This is a genomic window from Streptomyces roseirectus (genome assembly GCF_014489635.1).
Lineage (GTDB): Bacteria > Actinomycetota > Actinomycetes > Streptomycetales > Streptomycetaceae > Streptomyces > Streptomyces roseirectus.
This window is the reverse complement of the sequence record NZ_CP060828.1, coordinates 7,889,026-7,902,691: the sequence shown is the minus strand read 5'-3', so window position 1 is coordinate 7,902,691 and position 13,666 is coordinate 7,889,026. Positions and strand designations below refer to the sequence as shown.

At 74.0% G+C, this 13,666-nt stretch carries 10 protein-coding genes; 6 read left to right on the top strand and 4 right to left on the bottom strand.

Annotated elements, in window-relative coordinates:
* Nucleotides 1-58: 58 nt before the first annotated feature.
* On the top strand, nucleotides 59-1,228 hold the full coding sequence (locus tag IAG44_RS34130; RefSeq protein WP_187750928.1) for an ROK family transcriptional regulator: 1,170 nt from the start codon (nucleotides 59-61) through the stop codon (nucleotides 1,226-1,228).
* A 222-nt stretch (nucleotides 1,229-1,450) separates the two neighbouring features.
* Here IAG44_RS34130 and IAG44_RS34125 read toward each other — a convergent pair whose 3' ends face one another.
* Complete coding sequence (locus IAG44_RS34125) at nucleotides 1,451-2,200, bottom strand: GntR family transcriptional regulator (protein WP_187750927.1); 750 nt, start codon at nucleotides 2,198-2,200, stop codon at nucleotides 1,451-1,453.
* A gap of 249 nt (nucleotides 2,201-2,449) precedes the next feature.
* Between IAG44_RS34125 and IAG44_RS34120 the strand changes: the two genes are divergently transcribed.
* From IAG44_RS34120 to IAG44_RS34105, 4 genes are all read left to right on the top strand, one after another.
* A complete protein-coding gene (locus tag IAG44_RS34120; RefSeq protein ID WP_187750926.1) occupies nucleotides 2,450-3,280 on the top strand; it encodes an alpha/beta fold hydrolase in 831 nt (276 codons plus the stop codon).
* A gap of 296 nt (nucleotides 3,281-3,576) precedes the next feature.
* Entirely contained in the window at nucleotides 3,577-5,169 is a 1,593-nt protein-coding gene (locus tag IAG44_RS34115) for an alkaline phosphatase D family protein (RefSeq protein ID WP_187750925.1), read from the top strand.
* A gap of 179 nt (nucleotides 5,170-5,348) precedes the next feature.
* On the top strand, nucleotides 5,349-6,623 hold the full coding sequence (locus IAG44_RS34110; protein ID WP_187750924.1) for a GNAT family N-acetyltransferase: 1,275 nt from the start codon (nucleotides 5,349-5,351) through the stop codon (nucleotides 6,621-6,623).
* A 128-nt stretch (nucleotides 6,624-6,751) separates the two neighbouring features.
* Complete coding sequence (locus IAG44_RS34105; protein WP_187750923.1) at nucleotides 6,752-8,440, top strand: DUF885 domain-containing protein; 1,689 nt, start codon at nucleotides 6,752-6,754, stop codon at nucleotides 8,438-8,440.
* A 29-nt stretch (nucleotides 8,441-8,469) separates the two neighbouring features.
* On the opposite strand, the gene IAG44_RS34100 is transcribed toward IAG44_RS34105, so the two are convergent.
* On the bottom strand, nucleotides 8,470-8,934 hold the full coding sequence (locus IAG44_RS34100) for a rhodanese-like domain-containing protein (RefSeq protein WP_187752963.1): 465 nt from the start codon (nucleotides 8,932-8,934) through the stop codon (nucleotides 8,470-8,472).
* 93 nt (nucleotides 8,935-9,027) lie between these two features.
* Between IAG44_RS34100 and IAG44_RS34095 the strand changes: the two genes are divergently transcribed.
* A complete protein-coding gene (locus IAG44_RS34095; RefSeq protein WP_187750922.1) occupies nucleotides 9,028-9,474 on the top strand; it encodes an Lrp/AsnC family transcriptional regulator in 447 nt (148 codons plus the stop codon).
* Here the strand turns inward: IAG44_RS34095 and IAG44_RS34090 are convergent.
* Together IAG44_RS34090 and IAG44_RS34085 are read right to left on the bottom strand one after the other, a co-directional pair.
* Nucleotides 9,468-12,473, bottom strand: coding sequence for an AAA family ATPase (locus tag IAG44_RS34090; protein WP_187750921.1), 3,006 nt, complete (start codon nucleotides 12,471-12,473; stop codon nucleotides 9,468-9,470). The genes IAG44_RS34095 and IAG44_RS34090 overlap by 7 nt on opposite strands.
* The gene (locus IAG44_RS34085) at nucleotides 12,470-13,633 is read right to left on the bottom strand and encodes an exonuclease SbcCD subunit D (RefSeq protein WP_187750920.1); all 1,164 of its coding nucleotides are present in this window, start codon (nucleotides 13,631-13,633) and stop codon (nucleotides 12,470-12,472) included. Before IAG44_RS34085 ends, IAG44_RS34090 begins: the two co-directional genes overlap by 4 nt.
* Nucleotides 13,634-13,666: the final 33 nt, after the last annotated feature.

Sequence of the window (13,666 nt, the reverse complement as noted above, 5' to 3'; positions counted from 1 at the left end):
GGTGTCCCGTCGGCGCGAGTACGATCCCGCCCACACCCGACTGGCTGGGAGGACTCGCGTGGGGCGGCTGACCGGTGGGGACCCGTCGTTGTTGCGGCGGATCAACTCCGCGGTGGTGCTGCACGCGCTGCGGGCGGCGGACCGGGCGACGCTGACGGAGGTCACGCGGGTGACCGGGCTGTCGCGGCCGACGGTCGAGGGGGTCGTGGAGGACCTGGTCGCGGCGGGGCTGGTCGTCGAGGAGGCCGCCGACGTGACGGTGGTGCGCCGGCAGGGGCGGCCGGCACGGCGGTTCCGGTTCCGCGCGGAGGCCGGGTACCTGCTCGGGCTGGACATCGGGGCGCACCGGGTGTCGGCGGTGGTGGCGGACCTGGACGGGCGGGTGCTGGGGGCGCACGGCAGGGCGGTCGCGGGGACGGCGCCGGCGGACGAGCGGCTGGAGCGCGCGCGTACGGTCGTCGCCGAGCTGCTGCGGCGGGCGGGGGTGCCGCGCGGGGCGCTGCGGGCCGTCGGGGTCGGGACGCCGGGGATCGTCGGGGCGGACGGCACGGTGCGGCTGTGCGCCGCGCTGCCGGGGTGGACGGGGCTGCGGCTGGGTGAGCGGCTGAGCCGGTCGTTCAGGTGCCCTGTACTGGTGGAGAACGACGCCAACGCCGCGGCCGTGGCCGAGCACTGGAAGGGGGCCGCGACCGAGTCCGACGACGTGGTGCTGGTCCTCGCGGGGCTGAGTCCGGGGGCGGGTTCGCTGATCGGCGGGCGGCTGCACCGCGGGTACGGCGGGGCGGCCGGGGAGATCGGGGCGCTGCACCTGCTGGGGCGCGAGGTGACGCCGGAGACGCTGCTGTCGACGACGGACGAGCCGCTGCCCCCGCTCGACCATCAGGCGGTCACGGACGTCTTCACGCGCGCGGACGCCGGTGACCCCGGTGCGCGGGCGGCCGTCGACCGGTTCTTCCGGCGGCTCGTCCACGACGTCGCGGCGCTGGTCCTCGCGCTCGACCCCGAGCTGGTCGTCATCGGCGGTGCCACCACCGGCCTCGCCGACCTCCTCGCCCCGCTCCGCGACGAACTCGCCCGCTACTGCCTGCGCCCGCCCGACGTCACCCTCTCCACCCTGGGCACGGCATCGGTGGCCACCGGCGCGCTGCGCCTCGCGCTGGACCACGTGGAGGAGGAGTTCTTCGCGGTGGAGGGGACGGTGACGGGACGGCGGGGGACGGGGCGGTGAGGGCCGGGGCGGTGAGCGGGCGAGGTCGAAGGCCGGGGTGCTTGGTCGGTTGCCCGGGAAACGCGGGGCTTTCCGGGTGAGTTCCCGGACGGGATGAGACCCCACGGACGAGTGACACGCCGACTACGACGCGGACTGCGACACCGTCCCCCGTCAGACGTCCGCCTGTCCGTGGGGCGGGCCGCGACCCGCCCCACGCGCTCCGGCCCGCCACGCGGACCGCTACGCCGCCCCCTCCTCGATCTCCACCCCGCCCGTCGCGCCGAAGGTCAAGCGGCACGTGTCAGCGCGGTAGGTGGCGACGGAGAGGGCGGCGAGGCGGGTGGGGGTGGTGAAGTGGGTGGTGACGACGAGGACGGGCGCGCCGGGGAGGCGGTCGAGTTGCTTCGCGTCGTCCGCGCGCGCGGAGCCGAGTTCGACGGAGCGGTTCTGTGCGACGAGGTCGAGGTGCTGGAGTTCGCGCAGCACGGCACGCGCGCGGGCGGGGCCCGAGGGTGCGTCCGGGAGGTGCAGGCCGGGGACGGATGACTCGGGGACGTAGAGGAGTTCGGCGGCCACGGGGTGGCCGTGGGAGACGCGCGAGCGGCGGACCGTGTGGACCGCGATGCCGCGTGGGAGCGCGAGGGCGGTGGAGACGGCTGCCGGCGGTGTGCTCAGGTCGCTGTCGACGGGCTGCCAGGTGTCGTCGGACGCGTCCGGCCAGGCCGGTCCGTCGGGGCCGACCTCGACGCCCACGCGCGGGGGTGCGACGGTGGTGCCGACGCCGCGCCTGCGGTGCAGCCGGCCCTCCAGTTCGAGCTGTTCCAGCGCCTGCCTGAGCGTCGCGCGGGCGACGCCGAACCGGGCCGCGAGTTCGCGCTCGTTGGGCAGCACCTCCCCCACCGTGAACTCGGAGTCAAGTGCCTCGCTGAGCACCGTCCGCAGGTGCCAGTACTTCGGCTCCGGCACCGTTTCGAGCTGTGTGGTCCCCACCCTGTCCTCCGCCCCGCCCCCGCGATCGCCGGGCCCTTTACGCGCCCTTGTTTATTAAAGGTTGTTTCACTTGTCAGCGACCATAGGACGGCCCCCCACCTTGGTCAATACCAATGGGGGAAACCGCTTTCGCCCAGGAACCACGGGGATCTCGGGCCTCTCCCGCACCCCGGGGGCTACCCGCCGGTAGCAACAGCTGACAAGCTGTCCACGGAGTCTCGCCAACCCATCCGGACGAGGAGCGCCCCGATGCCCACCACCGTCTCCTTCAAGGTCCCCTCCGCGCGGGGGCCGCAGCCCGTGACCGTGTCCTACGCGCGCGTGGGGCACGGGGAGCCGCTGCTCCTGCTGCACGGCATCGGGCACCACCGGCAGGCGTGGGACCCGGTGGTGGACATCCTGGCGACCGAGCGGGACGTCATCGCCGTGGACCTCCCCGGCTTCGGCGCGTCCCCGGGGCTGCCGGACGGGCTCACGTACGACCTGCCGACGACCACCGCCGTGTTCGCGGCGTTCTGCGAAGCGCTCGGCCTTGAGCGGCCGCACGTCGCGGGGAACTCGCTGGGCGGGCTCATCGCCCTCGAACTGGGCCGCGAACACCTCGTACGGTCCGTCACGGCCCTGGCTCCCGCCGGGTTCTGGTCCGAGGCGGAACGCCGGTACGCCTTCACGGTGCTGCTGACGATGCGCCGCCTCGCCCGCGCGATGCCGCTGCCCATGGTCGAGTCCCTGTCCCGTTCGGTCGCCGGCCGCGCGGCCCTGGTCAGCACCATCTACGCCCACCCCGGCCGCCGCGCCCCCGAGGCGGTCGTCGCCGAGGCCCTGGCGCTGGCCGGCGCCACCGGCTTCGACGACACCCTTCGCGCGGGCGGCTCCGTCCGGTTCACGGACGACGTCCCCGACCTCCCCGTCACCATCGCCTGGGGCGCCAAGGACCGTATCCTCCTGCGCCGCCAGGGCGTCCGCGCGAAGCAGGTCATCCCCCGCGCCCGGCTGATCCGCCTCCCCGACTGCGGCCACTGCCCGATGAGCGACGACCCGGCGCTGGTGGCACGGGTGATCCTGGACGGAAGCCGCTGAGCGAAGGCGGGTGACGTCGGGACGGGTCCGTATCGTCATCACGACGGTACGGACCCGTCGCCACGACGGCACGGACCCGTCGTCACGTCACGACGCTACAGTCCCGTTCCAACGCCGGGCCGCCCCGTCACGACGCTACGGTCCCGTCCCGACGCCCCCGACACCTCCCGCCCGCCCCGCACCCCAAGCCACTCCCCCCATCGCCCCTCCGTTCACCCCCCATTTCCAAACCCGTCCCCCACCCCCAGTAGGTCTGACTGCGCCCCCCCCAATTTCCCCTGACCGGAGGCCCAGTCATGCCCCCTCTCCCCCTCCCCTCCCCCAGCCGCCGCGGTGTCCTGCGCGGTTCGCTCGCCGCTTCGGCGGCGTTGTCCCTGCCCGGTGCCCTGGGTGCCGCGCCGGCGTTCGCCCTGTCGGGGCGGCCGGGCGCGCGGTGGGGTGTGCAGACGGGGGACGTCGGCGCGCACTCGGGGCTGGTGTGGGTGCGGTCGGACCGGCCCGCGCGGATGGTGGTGGAGACGGCGGCGACGGAGTCGTTCAGGAACGCGCGCCGGTGGCACGGGCCGCTGCTGGGCGCCGGTACGGACTTCACCGGCACGACGCGGCTGCACGGGCTGCCGTCGGGCGAGCAGGTCCACTACCGGGTGCTACTGGCGGACCCGGACGACCCGCGCCGCACCGGTGAGCCCGTGACGGGCACGTTCCGCACGGTCTCCGAGAAGCGCCGCAAGGGCGTGAAGTTCCTGTGGTCGGGCGACCTGGCCGGGCAGGGCTGGGGCATCAACCAGGACATCGGCGGCTACCGGATCTACGACGCGATGGCGAAGCTGGACCCGGACTTCTTCCTGTGCAGCGGCGACAACATCTACGCGGACGGACCCGTAGCGGCGACGCAGGCCCTGCCGGACGGCAGCCTGTACCGCAACCTGGTGACCGAGGAGAAGTCGAAGGTCGCCGAGACGCTGGCGGAGTACCGGGGCAACTTCCGCTACAACCTCCTGGATCAGAACCTGCGGAAGTTCAACGCGCAGGTCCCGTCGATCATCCAGTGGGACGACCACGAGGTGCGCAACAACTGGTACCCCGGCGAGGTGATCACGGACTCGGACCCGCGTTACACGGAGAAGAGCGTGGACGTGCTCGCGGCCCGCGCGCGCCGGGCGTTCAGCGAGTACTTCCCCGTCTCGACACTGAAGCCGGGCGCGAAGCAGGGCCGGGTGCAGCGCGTGCTGCGGCACGGTCCGCTGCTGGACGTGTTCGTGCTGGACATGCGCACGTACCGCAACGCGAACTCGACGGACGTCCAGACGACCGACCCGCAGGGCATCCTGGGCCGGGAGCAGCTGGAGTGGCTGAAGCGTGAGCTGGCGTGCTCGCGCGCGGTGTGGAAGGTGATCGCCGCCGACATGCCGCTCGGGCTCGTCGTCCCGGACCCGGTGGAGGGCAAGCCGAACTTCGAGGCCGTCGCGCAGGGCGACCCGGGCAAGCCGCTCGGGCGCGAGCTGCAGATCGCGGAGCTGCTGCGGTTCGTCAAGCACCGCCGGATCACGGGCACGGTGTGGCTGACCGCCGACGTGCACCACACCTCGGCGCAGCACTACCAGCCGTCGCGGGCGGCGTTCAAGGACTTCGAGCCGTTCTGGGAGTTCGTCTCCGGGCCGCTCAACGCGGGTGCGTTTCCGGCCAATGATCTGGACGGCACGTTCGGTCCGGAGCGGGTGTTCGTCAAGGCGCCGGCGACCGCGAACGTGTCGCCGGCCCTGGGTTACCAGTTCTTCGGCGAGGTCGACATCGACGGCGACAGCGGGGAGTTGACGGTCCGGCTGCGCGAGTCGGACGGAACTGTCCTGTTCACACAGGTGCTTCAGCCGGGACGGGTCGGCCAGTAGGGCGCGGGTCCCCTAAGCTCGTCGGCATGCCGCGTACCGGCGTCATCCCCCGGTGCGCGGTGCCCCGTGCCCTTTTTGGCGTGAAACAGCCCCTTGGTGCCGAAAATACGGAATGAGCATTTACTCATCGGTCACAGTACGTTCGTGATCACGCAACACCCTTCCTTCACAGTGGATGCATGAATCGGAAGCCGACTGCCGTCACCCGCGTCCTCGCCGCGCTCCTCGCGGCCGTCCACGCAGCCGTCGAGGCGGCCACGCGCGCGTGGCGATCAGCGGGCCACGAACCCGCGCCGCCCGGGGTCGATACCGGCCCCCGGCCGCCCGCCGGGGACGCCCCAGCCCCAGCCCCCGTCCCCGCCGACCCCGGCGCGAGCACGCTGTGGCGCATGCGGACAACCGTGAAGGACGCGCCCGGCTCGCTGGCCGCGCTGTGCGCCGCCCTCGCCGGGCACCGGGTGGACATCCTGAGCCTCCAGACGCACCCGCTGGGCGAGGACACGGTCGACGAGTTCCTGCTGCGCTCACCGGGCACGCTGACGGCCGCCGAGATCACCCGCGCGCTCGCACAGGCGGGTGGTAGCGCCACCTGGATCGAGCGGGCCGACGCCCACGACCTGGTCGACGCGCCCACGCGGGTCCTCGGCCTCGCCACCCGTACCGCCCTCGACGCGGCGGAACTCCCCCTGGCGCTGCGGCAGTTGCTGGGCCGGTGCACGATCCGCTCGCTGCCCGGCGCGCACGACGTGCCGGCCGAGGGGGTCCTTGAGGAGACAGTGCTGCGCCTGCGGGCGCCGGAAGGCGGAGTGATCACCGTGGAGCGGCCGTACCTGCCGTTCACCCCGACCGAGTTCGCGCGCGCCCGCGCGCTGGTCGAACTGGACACCCGTCTCGGCCCCCGCGTGCCGCGCGGCCAGGACGTCCTGACGCTCCCCGAGGGCAACGACATCACCGTCGGCCGCGCCGACACGGCCGACCTGGAGGCCGCGAAGGCGATGCACGAGCGGTGCTCGCAGCGGACCCTCACGATGCGCTACCACGGGCCCGTCCACGACGCCGACCGCTATCTCAACCACCTCCTCAGCCCCCGCTTCGGCCGCACGCTCGCCGTCCGCACCGCCTCCGGGCGCGTCGTCGGCCTCGGCCACCTCCTGTGGGACGGCGACGAGACCGAGGTCGCCCTCCTCGTCGAGGACGACTGGCAGGGGCGCGGCATCGGCGGCGAACTCCTGCGCCGGCTGGTCCGGATGGCCGTCGAGACGGGCGGCGAGAGCGTCTACGCGGTGACCCGCTCCGGCAACACGGCCATGGTCGCCGCGATGCGCTCCCTCGGTCTGCCCCTCGACTACCAGATCGAGGAGGGCACCCTCGTCATCACGGCCCGCCTCGACGGGCTCACCCTCCAGACGCTGCCGTCCGAACTGCGCACGGGGGAACGCATCGGCCGCGAGTGATCCGGCGGGCGGGGCATCCCGTCGGCCCCGGCCAACTCCCTTGGCTCTCAGCGAAATCCGGCCGCCTTCGCCCTGCGCGCGGGCAAACCGGGCTGACGTGGCACCGGTGTTCGTACGAGGATGTCCGCATGTCAGAGACGAACAGCCCGCTGCCCCGCCAGGTCGCCGACGCGTATGTCGACGGTCTCGTCGCCCTCGATCCGGTCACCGGTACCTTCCTCGGCGTGAAGGAGAGTTCGCGCCGGATGCCGGACCTCTCCCCCGCAGGACAGGAGGCGCTGGCGCGGCTCGCGCGGGAGACGCTGGCCGCGCTGGACGAGGCGGAGCGCAGGCCCGGCGCGGACAGCGGTGTGGAACGGCGGTGCGCGCGCCTGCTGCGGGAGCGGCTGACCGCCCAGCTCGCCGTCCTGGAGGCCGGGGAGGAACTGCGTTCGGTCGGCAACCTGGGGACGCTCGTGCTGCAGGTGCGCGAGGTGTTCTCGGTGACGCCGGCCGACACCGAGGAGGACTGGTCGGCGATCGCCGAGCGCCTGCGCGCGGTCCCCGAGGCGCTGCGCGGCTACCGTGAATCCCTCGAACTCGGCCTGGAGCGCAAGCTGTTCGCGGGCCCGAGGCCGACGGCGACGTTCGTCGAGCAGTTGGGCGAGTGGATCGACACGGGCGAGGGGCGCGGCTGGTTCGAGGACTTCGCGGCGGCCGGTCCCGACGCGCTGCGCGCCGAACTCGACGCCGCAGCGCGGGAGGCGACGGCCGCGGTCGTCGAACTCCGGGACTGGATGCGGGAGGTGTACGCGCCCGCGATCGAGGGCGCGCCGAACGTCGCCGGCCGTGAGCGGTACGCGCGCATGGCGCGCTACTACAACGGCACAGACCTCGACCTCGACGAGGCGTACGCGTACGGCTGGGCCGAATACCACCGGCTGCTGGGCGAGATGAAGAAGGAGGCCGAGAAGATCCTGCCCGGCGCGGCGACGCCGTGGGTGGCGCTCGCGCACCTCGACGAGCACGGCCGGCACATCGAGGGCGTCGAGGAGGTCCGCGACTGGCTGCAGGGCGTGATGGACGGCGCGATCGAGTCCCTGGACGGCACGCACTTCGAACTCGCCGAGCGGGTACGGAAGGTGGAGTCGCGGATCGCGCCGCCCGGCACCGCGGCGGCGCCGTACTACACGGGTCCGTCGGAGGACTTCTCGCGGCCGGGCCGCACCTGGCTCCCGACGATGGGTCAGACCCGGTTCGCCGTCTACGACTTGGTGTCGACGTGGTACCACGAGGGCGTCCCCGGGCACCACTTGCAGCTCGCGCAGTGGGTGCACGTCGCGGAGAGCCTGTCCCGCTACCAGGCGACCGTCGGCATCGTGAGCGCCAACGCGGAGGGCTGGGCCCTGTACGCGGAGCGGCTGATGGACGAACTCGGCTTCCTGGCCGACGCGGAGGAACGTCTCGGCTACCTCGACGCGCAGATGATGCGCGCGGTCCGCGTCATCATCGACATCGGCATGCACGTGGAACTGGAGATCCCGGCCGACTCGCCGTTCCACCCCGGCGAGCGGTGGACGCCGGAGCTGGCGGAGGAGTTCTTCCTCGCGCACAGCAGCCGTCCCGCCGACTTCGTGGTCAGCGAACTCACCCGCTACCTGACCATCCCCGGGCAGGCCATCGGCTACAAACTCGGCGAGCGTGCCTGGCTGTCGGGCCGCGAGAAGGCCCGCGAGCGCCACGGCGAGAACTTCGACCTGAAGGCGTGGCACATGGCGGCCCTGTCCCAGGGCTCCCTGGGCCTGGACGACCTGGTGGATGAACTGGCAGCTCTGTAAGGGTTGTTGACGCTTCGTCAAGTCCCCGGTCAGCAGCCGCAGTCGCCGGAATCGGCAGGTGCGGTCAGCGGATCGGGGACTCGGCGTTCCGCCCCTTCCCACGTCTCGAACGCGAAGCCCTCGCGCACCCAGTACTCGAATCCGCCCAGCATCTCCTTGACCTGGTAGCCGAGTTCGGCGAGCGCGAGGGCGGCGCGGGTGGCGCCGTTGCAGCCGGGGCCCCAGCAGTAGGTGACCACCGGCACGCTCTTGTCGAGAAGTCGGTCCGCCTGCTCGGGGATGAGGGCGGTCGGCAGGTGGATCGCGCCGGGGATGTGCCCCTGGTCCCACGCCTCGGTGGAGCGGGAGTCGAGGACGACGAACTCGTCGGTGGGCAGCGCGGCGGCGACGTCGGAGACGTCCGCGTGGAAGGCGAGGCTCGCGCGGAAGTAGGCGGCGGCTTCGGCGGGGGCGGCGGGCGCGGTGCGCAGTACGGGGTTCGTGGTCGTCGTCATGGCGAGAAATCTACGGCCGGTGACGCCGGCCTTGAAGGCGGGTTCCCCGGTCCTGATCTTGTTCTGCCGGGGATTCCCCGCCACTCTGGCTCCATGACCGCGTATTCCCCGGACGCCACCGACTGGCGCATCCTCGACGTCCTCCAGCGTGACGGCCGCGCCTCGTTCGCCGACCTCGCGCGCGCCGTGTCGATGTCGCCGAGCGCGGTGACGGAGCGGGTGCGGCGGCTGGAGGAGGCCGGGGTGATCCAGGGGTACGCGGCGGTCGTCGACCCGGAGCGGCTGGGCCTGCCGATCCTGGCGTTCGTGCGGCTGAGGTACCCCAACGGCAACTACAAGCCGTTCCACGACCTGGTGGCGGTCACCCCGGAGATCCTGGAGGCGCACCACGTGACGGGCGACGACTGTTTCGTCATCAAGGTCGCCGCCCGCTCGATGCGGCACCTGGAGGAGGTGTCGGGGAAGATCGGCGCGCTCGGGTCGGTGACGACGAGCGTCGTGTACTCCTCGCCCCTGCCCCGGCGCGCGCTCGGTCAGTGACCGCGCCGGCGCAGCGTCGACCCCGTGCGGTCCTTCACCACCTCCAGTTGGGCGTGGACGCGCCGGCGCAGGTCGGCGACGTGGCTGACGATGCCGACGCTGCGGTCGCGTTCGCGCAGTGAGTCCAGGACGTCCAGGACCTCGTCGAGGGTCTGGTCGTCGAGGCTGCCGAAGCCCTCGTCGATGAAGAGGGTGTCCAGGCGCACCCCGCCCGCCTCGTCGGTGACGACGTCGGCGAGGCCGAGGGCGAGCGCGAGGGACGCGAAGAACGTCTCCCCGCCGGACAGGGTCGCGGTGTCGCGCTCGCGCCCGGTCCAGGCGTCCACGACGTGCAGCCCGAGCCCGCTGCGCCCGCGCCCCGAGCGGTCGGCGGAGTGGACGAGGGTGTAGCGGCCCGCCGACATGCGCTGGAGCCGTGCGGTCGCGGCGGCGGCGACCTGTTCGAGGCGGGCGGCGAGCACGTACGCCTCCAGGCGCATCTTGCGTTCGTTGTCCGCCGAGGTGCCCGCCGTGAGCCCGGCGAGCCGGGCCACCCGGTCGTACTCCCGGCGCAGCGGCGCGAGGCGCCGTACGCCGTCGGCCGCGCGCGCGGAGAGGCGGTCCAGTTCCTCGCAGCGGCGGGCGGCGGCGTCCCGTGCGGAGGCGGCCCGGCGCAGTGCCTCGGCGGCGGCGGACGCGGCACGTTCGGCGCCGGTGAGGTCGGCGGGCGGGCGCTGGGCTGCGGCGGCCGTCGCGGGTTCGGCGAGGACCGCGCGGACGGCCGCCTCCTCGGCCTGCCAGGCGTCCAGGCGGTGTTGCAGGTCGCGGTGGACGTCGGGGGCCAGGAGGGCGTCGGCGGCCTCGCGGGGGGTGGTGAAGCCCGCGCGGTAGGCGGCCTCGGCGAGGCGGCCGTCGGCGTCCTTGAGGCGCCCGGCGCTCTCCTCGGCCGCGCGGACGGCGTCCGCCGCGCCGGTCAGCAGCTCCGCCCGGCGCTCCAGGTCGGCCGCGCGTGCGGCGACGCTCGCGGCGGTGCCGCGGGCCCGCGTCAGCTCCTCCTCCAGCGCGGCCTGTTCGCGCTCCAGGCTCTCGCGCTGCCCGAGCCGGGAGGCGACGCGGACGGCCGCGTCGCGCTGGACGGCGCTGCGGCGCGCGTGTTCCTGCTCGGCGTGGCGCAGTTCCTCGCGGGCGGGGTGGAGGTCGGAGGCTTCCCGGCGCGCGTGCGCGTACTGCCGTTCGAGGTCGTCCGCTTCGGCGGCGAGGGCGGCGGTCGGGGTGTCGCCGGCCTCGGCGGAGGCGGCGGCCAGGGCCTGCTGGGCGTGGTGGAGGCGCTGTTCGTCCTGCTCGTGTGCCTGTGCCGCGTGCTGGGAGTCGGCGTAGGCGCGTTCCTCCGCCGCGCGGTCGACGTGTCCGGCGTCCTTGCGCGCGGGCGCGGGGTGCTCGGTGGCGCCGCAGACGGCGCAGGGGGCGCCGTCGACGAGGCTCGCGGCGAGTTCGGCGGCGATGCCCTCCAGGCGCTGTTCGCGCAGGTCGAGCCAGTGTGCGCGGGCCTGCTGGGCGGCCTTCGCGGAGGCGAGGGCGCGTTCCTGGGCGGCGTCGACGTCCACGGCGAGGCGGTCGCGGAGTTCGGCGGCGGTGAGCCGCTTGCGGACGGGGTCTCGGCGGCCGGCGAGCTGTTCAGCCCGGGTCGTGGCGTCCTGGGCGGCGTCGACGCGCCGCTGGAGGGCCGCGCGGGTGGTGTCCCAGCCGGCGAGCCAGGTTTCCGCCTCGGTGAGGTCGGCGGCGTCGGCGCGCTCCTGGCGGTCCAGGGCCGTGCGTTCGGTGACGAGTGCGGTGAGCCGGTGTTCCGCCCTGCGGGCCGACTCCAGGCCGCCCAGTTCCTCGGTGGTGCGGCGTGCGGCGGCGGTGAGGGAGACGGCGTCGGCCTCCGTGAGGGGCGCCTCGGCCTCGGTGCGGGGCGCGGGGAGTGCGGCACGCGCGCGTGCCTCGTCGGCTGTCGCCCTGCGGTGTTCGGCGTCGGCGGCCTCGCGCAGGTCCAGCGCCGGCTTGACCGCCTCCGCCTTGCGCGAGCGCTCCATGCGGGCGCGCGCCTCCTCGTAGGCGCCGGAGCGCTCCTGGAGGAGGGCGGCACGGGCCTGCGCCTCGGCGAAGCGCCGCTGGAGGCGGGCGAGTTCGCGTACGTCGTCCAGGGCGCGCTGGGCGGCCGTCTGGGCGGACTCGGCCGCCGTGCGGGCGCAGTGGGCGATCGTGAGCTGTTCGCGGGCGGTGCTGCGGGCGATCGCGGCGGCGGCGAGGACGGCTTGCGCGAGCCCCGGTTCGCCGGGGGTGAGGTCCGGGAGGTCCATGGCGCCGCCGGCGGCCTGCTGCATGCGGTGGGCGTCCGCGAGGAGGGCCGCGTCGCCGTCCTTGACGCGGGTCTCCGCCGTGCGGCGGCGGTCGGCCAGGCGGCGCTCGACCTCGGCGAAGCGCTGCGTGTCGAAGAGGCGGCCCAGCAGTCTGCCGCGGGCTTCGGCGTCCGCGCGCAGGAACCGCGCGAAGTCGCCCTGCGGGAGGAGGACGACCTGGCAGAACTGTTCGCGGCTCATGCCCAGGAGCTGGGTGATCTCCTCGCCGATCTCCTGGTGGGAGCGGCTGAGGTCCTGCCAGGTGCCCGCCTTGTGCTCGCGCAGCCAGGTCTGGGCCTTGTCGAGCGTGGTGCCCGCGCCGCGCTTCTTGCGACGCTCCCACGGGGGCTGCCGGGTGATCTCCAGCCGGCGGCCCGCCACGGTCAGGTCGAGGACGACCTCCGTGCGCACCTCGGGCGCCGCGTGGTCGCTGCGCAGGGTGAGGCCCTGGCCGCTCTGCCGGGCGCCCGGGACCGAGCCGTACAGGGCGTAGCAGACGGCGTCCAGGACGGACGTCTTGCCGGCGCCCGTGGGCCCGTGCAGGAGGAACAGGCCGGCCGTGGAGAGGGCGTCGAAGTCGACGGTCTGGGTGGTGCCGAAGGGGCCGAAGGCGGTGAGGGTCAGGCGGTGGAGCCTCATCGGGCCACCTCCCGCAGGGTCTCGTCCTCGCGCACCGCGTCGAACGCCGCCGCCAGCACGCCCTGTTCGTCGGTGTCCGGGGCCGCTCCGCGCACGTGGGTCACGAAGTCCTCCGCGATCTGCTGGTCCGTGCGGCCGGCGAGGCGGCGCGCGTAGGACGCCTCGGGGTCCTCGGGGGCCCGGTCGGGGGCGAAGACGAGGTTCAGGGTGTGCGGGAAACGGGCCGTCAGGCGGGCCATGGGGTCGGCGGGGCGGACGGTGTCGGTGAGGGTGGCCTCCACCCAGGCGTCCTCGTGCCGTGCCAGTTCCGGGTCCGCCAGGAGGTCGTCCAGGGTGCCCCTGAGGCGGGCCAGCGCGCGCGGGACGGGGCAGTCGATCCGCTCGGCCGTCACCGCGCCGTCCGCGTCCAGGTCGACCAGCCACATGCTCTTGCGGTGCGTCGACTCCGAGAACGAGTACGGCAGGGGCGAGCCGGAGTAGCGGACGCGGTCGGTGAGGGTCTGCGCGCCGTGCAGGTGGCCCAGGGCCACGTAGTCGACGCCGTCGAAGACGCCCGCCGGGACGGCCGCGACGCCGCCGACCGTGATGTCCCGTTCGCTGTCGCTGGGCTGCCCTCCGGTCACGAAGGCGTGCGCGAGGACGATGGAACGGGTGCCGGGCGCGCGGGTGGCGAGGTCGGCGCGGACGCGGTCCATGGCGGCGGCGAGGACCGCCTCGTGGCCGGGCCTGTCGACGCCGAACTCGTCCTTCACGAGCGCCGGTTCGAGGTAGGGCAGGCCGTAGAGGGCGACGTCCCCGTGCGGGTCGCGCAGGAGCACCGGGGTGCCCGCCGACGCCGGGTCCGTGCGGAGGTGGATGCCCGCGCGGTCGATCAGTCCGGCGCCGACGCCCAGGCGGCGGGCCGAGTCGTGGTTGCCGGAGATCATCACCGTCGGCACGCCGAGGCCGGCGAGGCGGTGCAGGGCGTCGTCGAACAGCTCCACCGCCGCGAGCGGCGGGACCGCCCTGTCGTACACGTCTCCCGACACGACCACCGCGTCGACCTCGCGTTCACGCGCGGTCGCGACGAGGTGGGCGATGAACTCGGCCTGGGCGCCGAGCATGTTCACCCGGTGGAACGCACGGCCCAGATGCCAGTCGGAAGTGTGCAGGAACCTCATGGTCCCCGAGGTTAACGGCCGGGTCTGACATCA